The sequence below is a fragment of the Mesorhizobium sp. WSM4310 genome, from assembly GCF_007003935.1.
In the GTDB taxonomy this organism is placed as follows: Bacteria; Pseudomonadota; Alphaproteobacteria; order Rhizobiales; family Rhizobiaceae; genus Mesorhizobium.
This window is the reverse complement of sequence record NZ_VFTA01000005.1, coordinates 14,272-32,244: the sequence shown is the minus strand read 5'-3', so window position 1 is coordinate 32,244 and position 17,973 is coordinate 14,272. Positions and strand designations below refer to the sequence as shown.

Genomic DNA, 17,973 nt, shown 5'->3' with positions numbered 1-17,973 from the left:
AGAGCCTGCCTGAAGCCCAACGGACGGAGCTAACCAGAATCGCGGACACTTTGTTTGCGAAAAAGAGATTGCTGGCCGACGAAGTGCGCGCACTTGTAGGCAGCGATACTTCGACCGCGCAGGGCATCGCGAGCCGGCGTGCTTCGGATTGCCTTATAATTGGTTTCGGAATTGGGAAGACATTTCCCGACATTCTGCTGCATCCTTAAACGAATATGTCCTAAGTGGCGGCAGTTGGTATGTGGGCCGGGTATTAGCTTTTGGTTCGTTCCGCCGTAGTTTCAACAAGGATAGTGGGAAGATCATATTGATGGATAGTTCGAAGGCACCGGACGCAGCCACTCAGGAATTTGAGCAGGTTGCGCGGCCAAGAGACGTCGCGGCGACCGCACCGGCGCAGCGAAGCGGCCGCCAGCCCGGTTCGGCGAAAGCGGACGAACAGTCGATCGACTACGACAGCCTCGGCATCCCGAAAGCCGCGATTCCCTCGTTCGAAGAGGCCCGCGAGATGTTCGCGTCGCTCGGCCGGAAGCGGACCGAGGAGGTCTTCGTCTGCGGAGAGATGCTTGCGAAGGCGCGTGGCAAGGCGCCCAGCCAGGAGGCGTTCGAGCGTTGGTCCAAACAGGCGTGCCGGCTGACCCGGCGAGGAGCCGGCAACTACATCGCCGTTCACAACAACCTGCGTGCCCATCGGAAGATTTTGGTCGGCTGCAGCGTGCCTGCGGCCTCCATGTACGTGCTGGCCACTGCAAAGGATGAAACCCTCGCTTCCGTGGTTGCGGACCTTAAGGCAGGCAAGCGGCCGACCGTTCGCGAGATCAAGGCGCTGGTTTCGGGCGGAGTTAGTGCCGCGCAGCAAGACCCGGCCGACATCCCCGGCGTCGACGGCCTGAAAGCCCTGGCTCGCGCGAAAGTCCAAAGCGGGGTGCCGATCCTTGTCGAGCGGCTTCGCGGCATGCTCAGCGATATCGAGGGGGCCCTCATGCCCCATTTCGAGGGCAAGAATGTCGCCAAGGGAGCGCTCATCGCGAAATTGGAGCATCCAGCCCGTCGGGCTCGCAGCGAGCTGCAGAGCCTGGCCGTTTTTGTAGAGCCGAACTCGGAGAGCAACAGCCAGTGGATCGTCCATCCAGGACGTTTCCCCCATAGAAGCCAATGGGGGAAGGTTTCCTTGGTTCTTTTCCAGCTCGGCGGACGCGAGGACTGGCCCGACGCCAAGGACATGGGTGCCTGGCTTGTCAAGGACGTCGTTCCCGCTATCGAGTTCGCCGTCGGGACAGCGTCCTCAAAGGGTGGCTCGAAGGGATGAAGGGGCAGCGCTCGCCAGATAGCGCGGGCGAGCAACTGCTACGAAACGGTCCGCCGCCCCTTGTGGCCGTCGGCGCCCGCCTTTCGGAAGGATGCTCCACTCGCGCGAGGCGGGATCGAACAGTCCCGGCAGCGGGAAATGACGGTCAATCCGAAGGAAGTCCTTCGTGTTTATCGTTGCCACGACGGCGCGATGGACGATGGCGGACGCCGCGATCGCGAGGTCCAGGTTCATTCTTGCCGCCTTGGCTTGGGGAGGTTGCGTCCATAAGTCCTTGAGCTGAGGCACCAGTGTCATTCGGGCGTACAGCTTAGAAGTCTCTGCATCCATGGGCAGGAAAGCCATGTCCGACCTCAGAAGGCGGTTGAGCCAGTCCTGCAGTTGGACGGATCTAGCAACGTCTCTTTGTTGGAGCATCGTAATTCCCCGCTGGATCTCGATGACGCAACCAAACGGGATCGCGAGCGAAGAGTCGCTCTCGGCTATCCAGCCGACGACGTTTGGATGCGGTCTTTTGCGGATGAGCTCGCTCACTACATTCGTGTCCAACACATACATTCTAAGATGTGGGCTCAAGGGTGCTATCCGGCTACTATAGTGGCTTGAATGTGCGCCGCGAACTTATGCAAGAAGCACCGGCAAATCGTTAAGCATAGTCTCAAAGTGAGGATAAGGGATTCGGCATGGGCAAAGGTCCGGAAAAAGGGAGGGGGCCAAAGCCTGCGAATACCGACTTGAACTCCTGGTCGGTTGCCGATGCGCAGGAAAGATTCGCGGAATTGCTTGATGCTGCCGCCAATCATGGTCCGCAGACAATCGTCGGTCGCGAGCGCAGTTTCCAACTGTCTCTAACAACGAGCCGCAGGTCGCCTGCGGCCAAGGAGCTCCTACTGAGCGGGGGGCGCGCAGAACCTGCGGGAAAGGCTGACAAGAACTGACTGGCTGTTGGCCGTTCGGGAAATGTTTTCCCGAGCGCGGAAAGATTTGGCGCAGCGCCACGAAGCGAGGCAGCGGCTTTGTCGGACGCCGCCTGCGCATGCTGGAATTTCTGCTCGGTTGCCGTTCCGCTCTCTTGAAGCTTGGCGTAGCGATCGAGGTCCGCCAGCGCGAGCGCACGATCAAGGACCGCAGTTCCCTGACGCAGACCCCGCCAGCATCATGTCAGGGCCGATGATCGACGCATCATTGGTCAGCCTTTTATAAACCTGTTCTGCTACTTTCATTATTTTTGGGGACTTGGACACGGGCAGAGATGGATCGACCTATTGCCGCCGATTCGTGGCACGAAATACGCCTTCAGGTTCTCCAGCGTGACAGCTACCGCTGCGTATCCTGCTCGATGCCGGTGAAATCGGCCGAAGCGGATGTCCACCACCTGTTGCCGCGGTCGATGGGCGGGACGGACGAGCTCTCCAACCTCGTTACCCTGTGCGACGGCTGCCATGCAGTCCATCATCCAAACCTGGCTGGTGGCCTTGCAAGGCGCGTCATCGAGCGATGGGCGGTCAGGCTTGCCCGTTGGTTTGACACTGAGGGGAGGGTTTATGAGGGCGTTGGCAATTTCGGCCCGGTCCTCCGCCTGTTCGGGAAGGTTCGCTTCCGTGAAGGCCAATTGCCGATCGTGCTCGCTGCCCTATCCGGAAAGTCGGTCCTCGTCGTCAGTCCGACGGGATCGGGCAAGACCCTTTGTTTCCAGTTGCCTGCCGTCCTTCGTGGCGGCCTGACCATGGTTGTCAGCCCTCTGAAGACCCTGATGTCGGAACAGGTGTCCGATCTCCTGGCGAAAAAGGTCCCTGCCACCTTCATCAATAGCGACCTGAGCGTCGAGGAGAAACAGATCCGGTTTTCACTGCTCGGACGGGGCGCGATCAAGCTGCTCTATCTTGCTCCCGAGCGCTTCTTTGTCAGGAGCGAGAGCGAACGTGCCCGCCTGAAGCAGACGCGGCCTTCGTTCATCGTGGTGGACGAGGCCCACTGCGTCGATCAATGGGGCAGGGACTTTCGGCGGGAATACGGTCGCCTCAAGGAGGTCCGTGAAAAGCTAGGTGCGCCACCCGTCCTGGCGTTCACAGCTACTGCCGGGCGGGACATGCAGCAGCGCATCCTGAAATCGCTGGGTGTCGAAGACGCCGAGGTCTTTGTGCGCGATGTTGACAGACCCAATATCGCGCTCCTCCGATGGCGATGCGCAGCCGATCAGCGAGCCGTCGCAATCGCATCGCTGCTGCGGTTGCCACCGCTCCAGGGACAGAAGGCCATGGTCTTCGTGCCGTCAACGAACGTCGGCGAGGAGTTGCAAGCGGCGCTGCGCAGTCTCGGGCTTGAAGTGCCGCTCTACCATTCCAGGTTGGGAAACGCATGGGAACGACAGGAACTCGTCAAGCGCTTCCTCGGGCAAAGCAGGCCAGTCGCCGACCAGATCATCTGCACCAACGCCTTTGGCATGGGCCTCGACGTGCCCAACGTCCGCCTTGTGATCCATTGGCAGCAGTCGGCCTCGATTGAAGATCAGCTTCAGGAATTTGGCCGCGCCGGAAGGGATGGGAAGCCTTCCGTGGCGGTTATGTTCCACAATGGTTCGAGCGTCGGCCGCGATATCTCAAGGCTGCGTTTCATGGCGGACAAAACGGTGGAGGCAGCACAGGTCCTCGCGCTCGACCGGGAGCCGATGCTGGAGCAGCGCTATCGCCAGATTGATCAAGTTAGCGAACTGATGAAGACCCCATCCTGCATGCGCACCGCAATCTCGGAGTACTTTCAGGGGCCGAAAGTCACTCGACGTCCAAGCCTTTCAATCAGAATTCTAGATTGGGCATTCGGCACCCGGGCGAAGGTGCGACGTTTCCACGCCTGTTGCGATCACTGCGACAAGGCGGAGATCAAACGCAGGGGATTGGTGGGGCACGTTGCCCGGATCATCGCTGGCTAAGTTACGAGCCTGGCTTCCAACGACTGTGTTTTAGTCCTTGAGCCGCTCCGGAAGCGCCTCGGCTATAAGAGTGGACTGCATCTCCCAAGCCTGCATCAAGTCCGCCACAATCGCCTGTTGCATCTCCGGCAGCCTCGACAGAAGACTGGGCTGCGTTTCACTTCCCATTCGATTCTGAATGAATTGCAGTTGACTGTCCGTGCGACCGCAAACGGTTACGGTGGCGTTGGAGACAACGAAATCGTTGACTGCGCGCACAAGCTTGTCTTGGCCCGCCGACCTCACCTTCGCTATCAGCGACCGATCCTTGACCGCAATAAACAGCCTTCGTGGTCCCATGGGCACAATCAGATGCGACCCTGCGTGGTTCAGGCCGTCAGAGTGGATGACGGGCCTGTCCGAAGTGAGAAGTTCGTGCTTGGCGTTGTCTGTTGTCAAAACCGACCATTCCAAAGCCGCCAAGAGACGTACAACGTCCTCGTCGCCCATGAGACTTCGAACGGCATCCATCGCTTTCGCAGCTAACTCGCCTTTGCCGGCCCCATGGAGGTAATCGTCGAGCGTCTCGTTCCTGTCAGAGGCGGGCAGCGCCGCATATATTTTCTCCAGCCCCGGAATGAACTTTCCCCAGAGTTGCGAGAGATTCTCCTTGAGACTGGCGATAGCGCGTGGCATTCGAAAGAGCAGGGTGGCGATGAACCCGGCCCACGCTAATCTTTGCGCTTGCGTGAAGTCCCCGCCGGCCAGCATCGCCTTCAGCGCATCAGCTGCCCGGCTGTCGACCGGAGACAGAAACTCAGTTTCAAGGTCTTGCTTCGCTTCGTCGGGCAAACCTTCCACCGCGTACAGGCGCTCAATGTATCCCGCACCGTCGGGATGAACGCGGAGCGGCCTGACGATGTTGCCGTAGGGCTTGGTGAACCGCACAATCTTCCGGTCGGCGCCTGCCCACTGGTGCAGGTAGAAAACCGGGAGGAAATGGTGCTTATTTGGCTTGTTGGCAGACTTGTTCATTGAGCAGCTTTTGAGCGGATAGAGATGTCTCTGCCGGCGCTTTCCCCCACCTGTTTCCGTAAGCCGCTGCCCTAGACGGTGGCTTCCCAACGGCAGGTTATTGAGCACGAATTCTCAGCTTAGCTTTCCGCGCAACTTAAGGGGCCGTGGCTTGCCGCAGTGGCGGTACGACAGCCACTCTAACCACCAAGGGTCTGAAGGCTTGTCGGTTACCTCGGCTTAGCCTTCCGGATCGCTGGCGCATTCTTGGCAGGCTTGATGGGGGCTTTCCTACCCAGGCCGATTGCCTTGGCCATTTCGGACCGCGCGGCCGCATAGTTCGGCGCCACCATCGGGTAGTCCGACTTCAATCCCCACTTCTCACGGTATTCGTCAGGAGTGAGCCCATAGTGGACACCCAGATGCCGCTTCAACGATTTGAATTTCTTCCCGTCTTCGAGGCAAATAATGTAGTCGGGAAATACTGACCTCTTCGGGTTCACTGCGGGAACCTGTGCCGGCATTTCGGGTTCGGCTGGCTGACCAATCTTCGCAAGCGACGAATTCACGCTGGCAATCAGTTCCGGAAGTGACGCCACGGGCACCGGGTTCTTGCTGACGTAGGCAGATACAACGTCGGCGGTCAGTTCGATCAGATTGATGGTCTCGTCGGCCAAAGTAAATTCTCCTTTTCTATCGCTCGCTTTCCTAACTTGCCGATGCCGTGCAATCAACGACAGAACCACGCGCTTATTACTGATTTTCTGGATCGCGGTTTCGAACCCTGGCGCGCTATACTGGCACTCTGGGGCAGGGTGCAGATAGCTTGGCGCAACCCTCGACTGGTAGCTCGACTATGCAAATAGTTACACGGAGCAGTCGGTGAAAGCCAAATATGCACGGCAGGACGCCGCAGAGATGTACAGCATCTTGAGGACGGCGAATTGCATCAAGCGCTATGACAGCATCAGTCACCAGCTCCTTGCGGAGCTAGTTGTCGCTATTGCCACCAGCGGCGAAGTGGTCGGAGGTAACAATCGGGGAAGCGACGTCACATCGCCAATTTACGGAAAGATCGAGGTGAAGTCGCGAATCCTTGGGACGGATGGCCCCTTTCCTCGAATATCGCTCAAGCCACACAATCTTGAGAAGGCTGACTGGATTGCTGCCGTGCGCTGGACCAGGGAATTTGAGTTCCACGACGCTGTTGCTTTGCCACGGGCGGCAGCTCAAGGATTGTTCGCCGGTCGCCTGACGGAAGGCAGAGCAGCTCACGTTGCCTGGCAAACCTGGGTTGCCGCACCAGGAGCGGACAGCTTGGCCGACCGCGTTCAGACCGCGCTTAAATCGCTCTCGTAGGCATCAGCGGGTTCGGGAAATGTTTTCCCACGAGTCGTCGCGTGTACGGTTTGTTCGGAACTGGATGTAGATACAACCGAAAACGCAGGGCTGAGGGATCCTGATTTGAATAGCGATGTGGACTACGAGGATTCCGACGACCTTGCAGACGATTCTTTCTGGACAGTTGGACTCGTCTTCTATCGGCCATCGAAGCTGTCCGACGAGGAGATGCGCTGGCATTTCCGCGGATACGACGGAAGGTGGAGCGAGCAGACCCAGGAAGCAATGTCGCGTCTCGGGGCAGAGGGGCTTGACCTAAACGAGAACTGGGCACTTGCGGAGCAGTTTTGGTCCTGCGCGGGCTGCGGTCGGAGCAAGAACGAATGCTTCAGGCTGTCAAAGCGAGGGACACTGCTTGCCAAGCTTGAGCTACATCACGATCACATTCGCGACCGGATATGGCCACGAGCGGATGAGCTTCTTGGAGCAGACTGGCGGCAGAGAGTACCAGGCGGGGGTGACGTTCTGGATATCGTCAGGGATCTTGTTTCGCGGTTCTCTTACGCGCTGATTTGCTCCCAATGCAACGCGGCGGAAGGGAAGGCTAAATCCTCCATCCCGGACATGCATCCTCGTTTCACCTTTACTGCGTCGGAAATCAGACAGTTCGTCATTGCTTGCCCTGGTCAGGAGCATGACGTCGACCTCGCAAAGGCTGCGGACATCTGGCAAGCACAATTCGATGCCTTCCAGATGAGGCTGGCCTTGCTCGATACTTTGATTGGCGAGATGGGAGCCGGTCGTATCTCGAATTCCAATGTTGGTCGGTTCAGCCTCGGCTCAGTGCTCATAGGACTCGACGAGCGCGAAGTGATTTCACGCGCCCTCCGGGACCAAATTGGCAGAGATGATGAACGTGGCCGTCTGCTTTCGGGCTATCGGGACGAGTTCCTGACAAGATCTGTGAGTTTCGACTCCCGACGCTTGGCAGTGCCAGTTTCGGCGCGAAAATCAGTGGGACCATCGGACGAGGAGTATGCCGCCTACGTAGATCCCGTATCTCGCCAGGCCTGGGAAGCCGCCAGCCAAAACTGGAGTTGCCCCTGTTGTGGGCGTGTCAAGCGAGACGTTGTTCGGAAGGGCGGGAAGGGAAAGTGGTCTGGCGGTATCAGGACCGTCCTGGTTTTGGTCGATGAGACGGATTCGACGACAATGGCCAGGCGCCAGCGACTGTTTCCAAATTTCCGAAACGAAGTATGGGTCGGGGATTCTTATTTCGTGCAGGTCTGTTCCGATTGTCACGGTGTCCAGCAAACGACCAGGCAGCAAGACCGCTCGGCCCCCGAAAGCCATCTTTCCTTGGACGATATCCGAGACAGCCTCATAAGGATCACTCCTAACGCTCCTCACGAGGTCGACCACGAGGGGGTAATTCGCAAGCTCCACGCCAATCTTTCACATATGTCGGCCTATGAAGCTTACTCAGCCTTCCGGAATTTGGTCTCGGGAATGAAAGGCATAATGGATTATCGGATGGAGCGAGGAGTTCCGAGGGAAGCGGTGCTCGCGGAGCTTCGACAGCAGCTGCCGGAACGGGCGATTGTGTCCGAAAGCGAGCAGGCGGAGTTTGTGGACTGGCTGCTATCCGTACAAATCCGCAACGTGCGCGACTGATGGCACTGTGCGCGAATTGCAGAGATGATGCAATGCCCAGGCGTGGACTACTCTTCCGCAGCCATGCGCGACGCCACGGAGGCAATTATCCGGTCCAGACGACGCAGCAAGTCGTCGTAGGTGACTATATCCATCATGTTAGCGTACTTCCGTTTGATCACTTCCAGGTCAAACGACTGGCTTTCGGTAAGCGCTGCCGCGCCGCCTGCACGACGGTCTCGGCCAAGGAGCAGCATCGCCTTGGGGTTGGTCACCCGAATCTGAAGGTCGGCGGGTAGCTTGGTTCCGTACCGCTCAGACAGTTCGCGCTCGCCATCTACGCCCCACTTAGACAAGTGGATGAGATACTTCTCGGCTTGCATGATGGTCCCCGACAGCTCCTTCGTTGGCACGTAATTGTCCCGATACAAGGATTTGCTGAGGAGTACGTCGTCGAACGGCTTTTTGATCTCGATGACGTCGATGTTGCCGTTCGCATCGACCAGGCAAAGGTCGATATAGCGGTTCTTCCTCCTGCCCGGTGTCGAATAGAAATCCGCGATTCTAACGTTCTCGAGCACCGCCACGTATTTCGGGAAAAGCAACAGGATCACGCTGATGACCATCGCTTGCCACTGCTTTTCGGAGTAGTTCGTGGCCTGATCCAGCCAGGCGGATAGCGTGTCCCGAAGGAACACAAACTTGTCGAGTTCAGCCTGGAGCAATTCCTCTTTCCGCACCCGCGAGCTGGCACTGGCGTTTCGTTTGTTCAAGTAGGTCTCGTACTGCTCCCTGGCACTCTGCTTGCCTTCGAAAAACTCGCCCAGAACGGCCTCAACCCTTGCGGCCGCGTAGCGATTTAACTCCATGGTATTCGGGAATCTCTCCAACAGTTCGAGGAAGGCCTCGAGAGGAATGTTGCCCTCTCTGTCGCCCCCAATGACGATGGCGCCGCTATCCTTCTTCAGCTTCGCGATGTGCCGAAAAATCCCGATGTTGCGCTCGGCTGCGAAGGTCTTCCTGTCGAGCATGACCCCTTGCGCGACGATCAGCACGTCGCTTTTCAAGCCGAGTATGCGACCGGGAATGTGATGGTAACCGCCCTTCGTCGTTGCGAACCGAAATCGGTATAGCTTCTGCTCATCATCATCATCATCATCATCATCATCGCCGTCGTCAGGCTTGTCATCTATGAGGTCGGCCTGGCGGAAGAAGAAAACTTTGGTGAGCGTCACTCTGCCATTTTGCTCCAGCTCTCTTGCGACCCATTGATTGTTACCCAAATCCGCTACGTATTCGAGCGTCACGCCTTTCTCGTCAACCTCGAACCAAATCACCGCGTGCCCTCCCTACATGGCTGACGAAGCATTGACCGCTCGCCGGACCGGACTTTACTTTGCGAATCATCCTGACTGAAATGGCCATGATCGATCGGATCTCAGATGTGGAGGAGCGCTATCTTCCCAACACAGCGGCCTGGCCACCGCGGAATTCTTTCCTCGCTGATGCTGAATGGAGCTAGTCCTAAGATGAAGACGACCAAACCGCCCGCTCGCTCGAGGTATGATGAGCTTCACGACAAGTATCATACGATCCTGACGACAAAGGCGGGCACTCGCTACGAGCGGCTGGCTGCACTGGTTTTCAAGGCTCTTGAAGACCGTAGTGTCGTCATCCATGACATGGAACTAACCGGCGAAGATCCGGAGGTAAAGCATCAGATCGACGTATCCTTAGAAGTTGCAGGCAGCACACGTCGCATCATCGTAGAATGCAAGGACTTCGACATTTCAGACGGGAAAGTAGGCTTAGCGATAGTCCGCAACTTCCGGTCGGTGATCGAGGATACTGGGGCCGACGTGGGAATTGTAATCACGTGCACGGGATTTACCGAAGATGCGCGAAAGTACGCCCGCTCAAAGGGTATCAAGCTTGCAGTGCTTCGCCTGTTTGAATCGAAAGACATGCAAGGCCGGGTCGTCAAAATTATGGTTGGCGTGACGATTCAGCAGCCTTCTAACGCGCGAGCAAGCATCCACCTTAGCGAAGCTGCTTTGCTTCGGTTTAGGTCCGACTTGGCTTCCATGGGGCTGACCGAGAGGACTCGTAACACGGATCCAGTTTACTTCGTGAATGGCGGAGAGCGAAGACTCTTCAACGAGTTTCTGACGGCACAGATGAACGACGCTATCGAGCCGGCAGGACCCAAGGCGTTGCAAATCAAAGTGCCGTCCGACGGGTGGCTCGTCCAGGTGGCCCAGAATGCGCCAATTCCGTTCGATGGGATTGTCGTCGACTTCGACGTGGACGAGGAGCAGTACGCCTTCGAAGTCGTGTCGAACCGCGTTGCGGAGCTGATCCTTACGACCTTCGGAACTGACGACATCATCATCTTCGGCGATCAGATCGAAGGGCACGCTATCGATCCCGATACCGGAGCACTGATTTAGACACGAACGCGCGGCAGAGTCGCGGGGTTCGAAGAGGGGTTGGGGTGGGGCGAATGGAGAACGATGCCGCGTCAGACCGACAGGGCAAGGGGGCCAAATCTGCACAGGACTTCTCAATTCCGGAACTGACGGCGCCACTGCGCCAAAGGATCGCATCGAGTCCTGTCGACGAGTTTGTCGCGGCGCACGGCGCAGCGGATGTGTTTCGCGAACTGGTTCAGAACGAGTTCGATGCATATGGTTCCGAAATAGGCATCCGCATCACCGACACTCAGCTTGAGGTTACCGGCACTGGGCGAACGATTTCGCCGAGAGGATGGGCTCGCCTATCAGTACTAATCGGGACGGGCGAAGTTCTCGGTGATCCCTCGGGTGAGGTTATCACTGCGAAAGAAAGCAGCATCGGCTCCAAGAACCTCGGAATGCGTTCACTCTTCCACTTCGGCGATCGCATCCACGTTCGTTCTGACGGGCAAATGGCGGTGCTGGATTTCAGGAATTTCGGAACTGCACGACAGGCTGATCCCGTGTCAAAGGGGCGCAAGGGAGTGCTGATCCAGGTGCCACTTCGAACCGAACAATTGCGCCGTTTCGAGCCATTCACGCATGAACGAGAAGAGGAGGCCCTCGCGGACATCGAGCGAGTTCTCTTCCCTACGCTGGTCAAGTTGGCGATGCCTGGTCGCCGGCGCGGCATTGAGGGGCTTGAGATCACTTCGGAGCGTCTCCGCCGATCGCTCCGATGGCGACAGGATGCAGAGAACCAGAGGAGCAAGGTCTCGGGCGTGAGCGTGACGCGACGGAGAGGCCGGTTGAAATCGGTATCCCCCGATGCCAAAAGCAGTCGGCGGGAATACGAGGAGCTCGAGTTCTCGCGATTCGTAGATCTTCCTCCTGAATTTCAGTCGCTCGACTTTCCTGCCTACTATAGGTCCCCTGGTCGGGTGCGCATCGCCGTCTCTATGGCGCTCAGGAGCGGCAAGCCGATTTCGAGCCAGCTAGGCCACCACTACTATCCCTTGCAGGCAAGCCTCGCTCGAACTGGCTGCGCATTGAGTGTCTCGGCCCCATTCCAACTCGATGGGGAGCGGACCCGCCCGATTCCAAGTCCGTGGAATACGTGGCTGAATGGCCAAGCAGCGGATTTGGTCGCGGACCTCGTTGGTGCCGATTGGTTTGGCCGCTTCGGCAAAAGCGCTTTCGAGTTGGTTCTACCGCAGGGCTCGGAAGAGCAGACCTTTGCACATGTCATCCTTGCACGCCTGAAGAAGAATGATTGTTGGCCCGCTTCCGACGGCCTTCCTGCAGCCGCAACAACTCTCGTGATCCCTAGTCACGACGCGCTGAGAGGACATCTCTCTGCCAAGGACTATCTCCATCCCGACCTCGTTGACGACGACAATCTCGCCAAGCTTGCCCTTTCGTGCGGCGCAAAGCGCTTTACCCTCAACTCGCTCGTCTATCTGCGCTGCGGGGGAAAGAAGACTACGGGTTTGCGGACAGCACTGGCTGCTGATGAGTCCTCTTGTTTCTACGATCCTTACCCAGGCGAGGCGTTGGATCCTGACGAACAGCACAGGACGGCCGCAGCGCTGACTATTTTGCAGAGACAACTCACTTCGCAAAATCGGGGAGACCTACGTGAGACGCCGACCACGCTCTCCGCGACAGGTAAGCTCGCGCCGGCGCATAGCTTGGTGCGTGTTGAACCCGAGATGTGGAACGCCTGCCCGGAGCGCTTAGAAACTAGACTACACCAGCGGCTATACGACGACATGGCTATCGCCCGCCATTGCCGGCCGTTCGAACTCGCTCGCTGGATCGAGCAAGTGGCAGAAAAGGCGGCAGCTGGGACAGTCGCCGAGGATGAGCACGAAGCCCTCTACCTCCATCTGTTGGCCCCCGCGGCAAAACTCACGTCTCGGTTGGTCGGAGTGCTCCGCAAAAGTCCAGTGGTTCGGGACGACCACGGGGGCTGGGCACGCCCTGATAGCCTTGCCCTTCTGCCACCGAAAGACGCCACTCTCCTCGGCCGTGTGGTCCGCTCACCGGATGCACTATGGCGGCAGCGGCCTGACATTCTCCGGCGACTGGCAATTCGACGAAAGGTGATCGCTAACGACCTTGTCACAATGGCGCAGGCCGTCGAGCAAGACCCGGAACTCGCTGAGCCGTTCGAGGACCTCTTGCGACGGCAACTTCCATTGCTGACCCCGAAGGTGGCCGCAGCCCTCGCGGGGATCGCCTTTTTGCGCAATCGAAGTGGGCGCCTCGCCGCGCCGGCCCGCCTGTATTTCCCGACCCCTCTCAACCTCAATTGCCTGCAGGACTCAGAGCTTCTCTCGGAGGACAAGGCTGTCTATCGGCGGCTCGGCTGCCAGACCCTGCCAACGTCGGCCGTGCTCCTCGAAGTCATAGATCGAGCGAGAAATGCCGATGAACCACCGCCAGCCATTGGGCAGCTTTATCCTGCTTTGGTCGCGGCACTGAAGGCTGAGAGAGAACCTGCGGTACCGTTGGCACACCGTCCGATACTCTATGTGAAGGGGAGATTTGTCTCTCCCCATGAGACTGTAGTGGCGCTCCGTTTGCCTCGATGCCTACAGATGGCGCTTCCGGTCCTCAAGTCCGGTGGACCTTTGGCTGATGCCTATTTGGCGCTCGGCGCCCATGCCTTGCCCAAAACGTACCATTGGGTTTCGTTCTTCCAATGGATCGACCGCCGCGCTCGGGAATTTCAAGGCAAGGTGGGAGCCTTCGAGCAAAGCCTCCTGCGCGAAGCTTACAAATCGAGAGGGAGCTTTGGCCTTCCGGACCTGCCGCGCACCGCCCTGTGTCTGCTTAGCATTAAAGGCACGGTGCACAGTCTCGATGATTTGCTCGCAGGGCGCTTTCTGGAGGACGACTATCCTGAGCTAGCGGAAGCTCTGATTGCCGCCAAGGCCGAGGTATCCTTTGCAGATACGGACGAATGGAGCCGCATCTTTTTCCGGTCGCTTGGGATCCAGTTGCTAAGCAACAAGTGCGGCGAAGGACGGGTGGTCGTTGGAGCTCCCGCTGTCCCTCCGAGTTGGTTCCAAGCTAAGGCTGCGAGCAAGGCATTGGAGCAGCTTCATCGCGAGGATTTCGCGCAGGGCTTAGCTGAATTGGCTTATGCTCTTCAGGCACAAAGCAATGAGTTTCAACCGTTGCGCATGGGATTGATCCGGCGCCGGCTCCAAGCGATAAGAAAGATCGCGTTCTCAACCGACCTCCAACGAAACTATCAGGTGGGTAAGCGGGTCAGCGTGGCTGCGGATGCCGCCATCGAAGGCGATGCTCTTTACCTACGGCCCCCACGCTACCGGTCCGAATACGATCATATCCTGGCCCTAGAGTTGGCCCGCTTGGTGGGTGCGACACGTCTGGCGGATGTCCGCGCGCTAGCTTCGAGCGTGCTGCCGCTCCTTCAAGCCGAGCGACCGGCCGAGGTGCTCGCTTACTTGCGCCGGCTTGGCATTAGGCCTGCTACGTGGGGGCATCAAAATACGGATGCAGACTCTGAGGCGGATCCAGCGGAGCTCACCCGTGAGCAGATTACCCAAAGTCTCGTGGCCTCGGTTCACATCTCTCCGCCGTCGCTGGCGATACAACCCGCTCCAGCTCCAATTCCGTCACCAACCCGCACGAGTCCGCCAGTTGGGCCAGTGCCTCCAGCGCCGCTTCCCGCTCTCGATGAAGTGAAGCTGTCCGTGTCGGTCTCAGAGGGAAAGGCGCCGCTCCCCTGGCATGGCTCATCCGGTGTTGCCGGGCGAAACGGTTCGGTGTGGGCGCCGCGCACGCTTTCGGAGATTGAGCGGGACCGAGAGGTCGGGCTTCGCGGAGAAGCGCTGGTCTATCGGGCAGAGCTCGAGCGGGTGCGCACGCTAGGCTACGAGAACCCGGAGGAGCATGTCGTTTGGGTCTCAAAGGATGAACCGGGTGCGGATCACGACATTCGGTCAATCGGGGTAGACGGAGGAACAATTTGGATCGAGGTGAAGTCCACCACTGGGTCGGATGGCCGGTTCGAATGGAGTATCGCCGAGTTTGAAAAAGCGCTGCGCGAGGGGCCGCGCTACGAGCTGTGGCGGGTATACGGAGCTGGAAGCACAACTCCCCACGCTAAGTTTTTCCAAAACCCGGCAAGCCTCCTTCGAGGTCCCGTTTTACGGCTCGAACTTGGCACGTTGCGTGCCTTCGTTGAATCTCGTTGAGCGAAATGACACCTGCCGATCAACAGTATCTCGAAGACCTAGCCACGGAACTGTCGCGTCTCTATGGGTTCGCCAGGCAAATGAACGAGCTCGATTTTGCCGGCGCTCTCGGCGGGGAATTCAGGGGAGCGCAGGACCCGGGTTGGTCGACCACAATAACGGCCGCCCAGGTGCGGGAGGAGCTGCGTACCTATCTGGCCAAGCGAGCGCCACTCAGCCGCTCCGCTTACCGGATTGTCCTAATGTTGTACTGCCAATTGGCCGAGGCGGGAGGCGTATACGAATCAATCAAAAACGTGATGGGGGTCGTAACCCGGCTGCCTTACAACTTATGGCCGTTCCGAGACCTTGTCCGCGTCCGCAAGCAGCCGGCTGCTGTTATCGGCCCCAATGCCAATAAGACGTTTCGAGACCTGGCCACGACCGCCGAGGCGATCGGCATGCTGCGTTTAGCTAGACTCCTAGGCTCAGCGTTCCGTGACGACATTAGAAATGGAATCGCGCATGCCGACTATGTCATTTGGGATGACGGGTTGCGCCTTCGACGGCGCAACGGCGGGAATGCTGACAAGGTCCCGCATGACGAGGTTCAGGCGGCGATCCTCCGGGGTATCGCCTTTTACGACATACTTCAGCACCACAATTCCGCGGCAATGGATTCATTCAATCCCGCCAAAGAGATAGTCGGGAAATTTAGCGGTAACCCGCCCATGGCTTGGACCGTCTTGGCGGATCCTGAAGCTGGAACATTCTCCATGAGCAGTTCTTCCCCGGGCTCCGCCACGACGCCGGCCTATCTACGCCAGGTTGAGATAAACGAAAGGCTTGGGGGGAGGGTACTTGCCGCTTTTCCTCGCTCAGATCACGACCTTGACGAGGAAATGATCAAAGGAATAGAGGCAGCTGGCTTCGAACCGCATGTGGTGGTAATGGATGCGCCTCGCCGGACTGAATTGCTGGAGCAGATCGACCGACATTCCATGCTCGACAGTCGCCGAAGCAGTGCCGTTCAGGACGGTCTCTTGCTTGCGAGCCCTTTCGGTTTCACTTCTCTGGGCGACCTCTGTGATATCGAGGCTTTGCTTCCGCCCAAGACGATGGAAATCCGCTTCGGTGAAACGGCTCCTGAGTCAGGGTGACCCTAGGTTGTCCCCCTGAACAGAGCCGCGACGTTTCCCTCAATCGACGTCTTGCGATCTAAAACTCTTGAAAAATCGAAAGCGATGCTCTATAGAACACGTATGGCTTTGCCACGGGGTCAGGCTTTACGCCGACCGCCTTGAGGGACCTTCGGGTCCCTTAAGTGTTTCTGGGGTTCACCCATTCCTTGTATGGATCATCGTAGCAGGAGTACTTAACAGCGATCGTCTCGTCGCCGTTGTTCCTCAAATCGATGATTTGTCCCGCTTCTGACAGACGGTCATGCGCTCGGTTCTTCAAGCCAGTCGGTCGGTGACCAAGAGGGTGCAGCACTAGATCGGCCAATTGCAGCATCGGATTACTTTTCCCGTCCGGCCAGATGGTCAGAAGCGTCTCTACCAACTCATCTTTCGCGAGAGGCCTATGCTTCGACGAGTTCGTCGCATCGAAGCCAGTACCGTTTTCTAGAAGCCCCTCGAAATAGTGCTCGATTAGGCGGTCCTCGGTAGCGCCGGTGCGTTCATAGGCGATGGACAGTTTCCGGCCGCGAAGCCTCGCGTACTTGGCCGCACGTTCGACTGCGATGTCGAATGCGGTCCGGCTCATTTGCCATCGTGAACCTTCTGTGTGCTTCTCATAGTATCGGTCTCGATAGCCCGGTCGGCAGATCACGCAAGCATGGGCCGTAATGCGGTCATCGATGATCAGGGCCTCTAACTCTTCGAAAAAGCGGTCCTTCCGTTCCGTATCCTTCTTTAGGAAGCCGAACTTGCCCTTTCCTGACCGAATCTTATTTCCGTGTAGCTCCGGTATATCCCAGCGCTTGCAGAACTCAATTGTGGCATTAGAAAGCGCAGGGACTGCTTCCGACGGAACGATAATCCCGCCGAGTCCGAAACTGAAAATATGAGCCTCCATTGGTAGGGTGTCATCTGGCTTGCACATGGTGCGAGTCCCGAAATCATCCATGAAAAAGGTCATATGGGGCTGTTCGTCGCTCACAATATTTCTTTCCATCACAGTAGCTCTCGATACTGAGCTTTCGTGAGAACTACATCCAATCGAGTTTACAGATTGTGTGCGCACTATTGTCGGCTATCGGACCGTCGACTGAGGCGGGTGCATTCGATAGGCTTGCGATCAGGTACGGATATCGGCTGTGTTGGATTTCAGATGGCACTATCGAGAAGCTGAGCGACAATCACGTCATCTACGTTGCTGCTGCGCAAGCCTTCCCATACCTGCTTCAAAGCTCCCGATGGCTCTCGATCCATGGTTGAATGACGCGGTCATATCGCTTCTCGCCTGCCAGAAGAACGCCGATCGACTCCCACGGGCAGATTCACTAAGGGCCCGTCCCGCGCGACCTCGATGCCTCCGCCCGAAGCCGTAGCAAACAGGAATCGGCGGATACAGCCAGACAGGTAAGCCTGCCAGAGGCATAGGCACCCGTGTCTATGGCGATCCGGCAGGTCTTCGGGTCTGGCATGCTGTCCGACGTCGGGGTATGGCCGTGCACGATGATGTGCGACAGCTGCCCCTCATAATCGAGGAATCTGTCCCGGATCATCATCAAATCCTTGGGGGCTTGGTCGCCGATGGAACGAGTAGGATCGATTCCTGCGTGAACGTAGGCGAAGCGATCGTCGACGATGATCGGGGAGGCATCCTTTAGCGCCTGCAGGTGATGCGGATGGTTGGTGCGAAACATCCTCGCGGCATCCCGGATGTTGCCAACGGACAGGAGGCCATAGGACTCCATCGTCGGTAGCCGCCGATCCGCGTCAGCCATCTACCGAACCTCTGCTCGTCAACCTGGTCGGCGGTCATGAAGTCCAGGAAATAGGCGTCGTGGTTGCCGCGGATCAGCCGTGACCGCGGCCACCGGGCGAGGGTGTCGCAGACGAGATCCATCGCTTCTCG

General features: G+C 58.1%; 13 protein-coding genes. 7 read left to right on the top strand and 6 right to left on the bottom strand.

The genetic code is table 11. The features are described from left to right. Positions 1-310: 310 nt before the first annotated feature. The gene (locus FJV80_RS07850; protein WP_142876041.1) at positions 311-1,309 is read left to right on the top strand and encodes a hypothetical protein; all 999 of its coding nucleotides are present in this window, start codon (positions 311-313) and stop codon (positions 1,307-1,309) included. On the opposite strand, the gene FJV80_RS07845 is transcribed toward FJV80_RS07850, so the two are convergent. Beyond that, positions 1,286-1,867 carry a PIN domain-containing protein gene (locus tag FJV80_RS07845; RefSeq protein WP_281408727.1) on the bottom strand — a complete coding sequence of 194 codons (582 nt, stop codon included), beginning with the start codon at positions 1,865-1,867 and terminating at the stop codon, positions 1,286-1,288. The genes FJV80_RS07850 and FJV80_RS07845 overlap by 24 nt on opposite strands. A gap of 694 nt (positions 1,868-2,561) precedes the next feature. Between FJV80_RS07845 and FJV80_RS07840 the strand changes: the two genes are divergently transcribed. Continuing rightward, positions 2,562-4,238, top strand: a complete 1,677-nt coding sequence (locus tag FJV80_RS07840; RefSeq protein WP_185975152.1) for a RecQ family ATP-dependent DNA helicase — start codon at positions 2,562-2,564, stop codon at positions 4,236-4,238. A 30-nt stretch (positions 4,239-4,268) separates the two neighbouring features. Here the strand turns inward: FJV80_RS07840 and FJV80_RS07835 are convergent, their stop codons facing one another. Together FJV80_RS07835 and FJV80_RS07830 are read right to left on the bottom strand one after the other, a co-directional pair. After that, the gene (locus FJV80_RS07835; protein ID WP_142876039.1) at positions 4,269-5,252 is read right to left on the bottom strand and encodes a DUF4238 domain-containing protein; all 984 of its coding nucleotides are present in this window, start codon (positions 5,250-5,252) and stop codon (positions 4,269-4,271) included. Positions 5,253-5,461: 209 nt separating this feature from the next. Beyond that, positions 5,462-5,908, bottom strand: a complete 447-nt coding sequence (locus tag FJV80_RS07830; RefSeq protein ID WP_142876038.1) for a MucR family transcriptional regulator — start codon at positions 5,906-5,908, stop codon at positions 5,462-5,464. Positions 5,909-6,113: 205 nt separating this feature from the next. On the opposite strand from FJV80_RS07830, the gene FJV80_RS07825 reads away from it, so the two are divergent. Both FJV80_RS07825 and FJV80_RS07820 read left to right on the top strand, forming a co-directional pair. Then, positions 6,114-6,590, top strand: coding sequence for a hypothetical protein (locus FJV80_RS07825; RefSeq protein ID WP_142876037.1), 477 nt, complete (start codon positions 6,114-6,116; stop codon positions 6,588-6,590). A gap of 105 nt (positions 6,591-6,695) precedes the next feature. Beyond that, the gene (locus tag FJV80_RS07820) at positions 6,696-8,246 is read left to right on the top strand and encodes a hypothetical protein (RefSeq protein ID WP_142876036.1); all 1,551 of its coding nucleotides are present in this window, start codon (positions 6,696-6,698) and stop codon (positions 8,244-8,246) included. Between the two features lie 47 nt (positions 8,247-8,293). On the opposite strand, the gene FJV80_RS07815 is transcribed toward FJV80_RS07820, so the two are convergent. Further along, positions 8,294-9,562: a Shedu immune nuclease family protein gene (locus tag FJV80_RS07815; RefSeq protein ID WP_142876035.1), complete on the bottom strand. Its 1,269-nt coding sequence runs from the start codon at positions 9,560-9,562 to the stop codon at positions 8,294-8,296. Positions 9,563-9,754: 192 nt separating this feature from the next. Between FJV80_RS07815 and FJV80_RS07810 the strand changes: the two genes are divergently transcribed. The 3 genes from FJV80_RS07810 to FJV80_RS07800 are packed head-to-tail and all read left to right on the top strand — an operon-like array spanning position 9,755 to position 16,049. Beyond that, a complete protein-coding gene (locus FJV80_RS07810; protein ID WP_185975151.1) occupies positions 9,755-10,675 on the top strand; it encodes a restriction endonuclease in 921 nt (306 codons plus the stop codon). A 53-nt stretch (positions 10,676-10,728) separates the two neighbouring features. Then, positions 10,729-14,910 carry a DUF3883 domain-containing protein gene (locus FJV80_RS07805; RefSeq protein WP_142876033.1) on the top strand — a complete coding sequence of 1,394 codons (4,182 nt, stop codon included), beginning with the start codon at positions 10,729-10,731 and terminating at the stop codon, positions 14,908-14,910. Continuing rightward, entirely contained in the window at positions 14,907-16,049 is a 1,143-nt protein-coding gene (locus tag FJV80_RS07800; RefSeq protein ID WP_142876032.1) for a hypothetical protein, read from the top strand. The genes FJV80_RS07805 and FJV80_RS07800 overlap by 4 nt, the downstream gene beginning before the upstream one ends. A 160-nt stretch (positions 16,050-16,209) precedes the next feature. Here the strand turns inward: FJV80_RS07800 and FJV80_RS07795 are convergent, their stop codons facing one another. Together FJV80_RS07795 and FJV80_RS07790 are read right to left on the bottom strand one after the other, a co-directional pair. After that, on the bottom strand, positions 16,210-17,052 hold the full coding sequence (locus FJV80_RS07795) for a DUF3800 domain-containing protein (RefSeq protein WP_246688923.1): 843 nt from the start codon (positions 17,050-17,052) through the stop codon (positions 16,210-16,212). A 343-nt stretch (positions 17,053-17,395) separates the two neighbouring features. After that, entirely contained in the window at positions 17,396-17,842 is a 447-nt protein-coding gene (locus FJV80_RS07790) for a hypothetical protein (RefSeq protein ID WP_246688922.1), read from the bottom strand. Positions 17,843-17,973 lie beyond the last annotated feature (131 nt).

What these genes read in the sequence shown, in the direction of transcription:
- FJV80_RS07850 (WP_142876041.1), top strand. Translation starts at nt 311, where the DNA reads ATGGATAGTTCGAAGGCACCGGACGCAGCCACTCAGGAATTTGAGCAG.
- FJV80_RS07845 (WP_281408727.1), bottom strand. Translation starts at nt 1,867, where the DNA reads ATGTATGTGTTGGACACGAATGTAGTGAGCGAGCTCATCCGCAAAAGA.
- FJV80_RS07840 (WP_185975152.1), top strand. Translation starts at nt 2,562, where the DNA reads ATGGATCGACCTATTGCCGCCGATTCGTGGCACGAAATACGCCTTCAG.
- FJV80_RS07835 (WP_142876039.1), bottom strand. Translation starts at nt 5,252, where the DNA reads ATGAACAAGTCTGCCAACAAGCCAAATAAGCACCATTTCCTCCCGGTT.
- FJV80_RS07810 (WP_185975151.1), top strand. Translation starts at nt 9,755, where the DNA reads ATGAAGACGACCAAACCGCCCGCTCGCTCGAGGTATGATGAGCTTCAC.
- FJV80_RS07805 (WP_142876033.1), top strand. Translation starts at nt 10,729, where the DNA reads ATGGAGAACGATGCCGCGTCAGACCGACAGGGCAAGGGGGCCAAATCT.
- FJV80_RS07790 (WP_246688922.1), bottom strand. Translation starts at nt 17,842, where the DNA reads ATGGCTGACGCGGATCGGCGGCTACCGACGATGGAGTCCTATGGCCTC.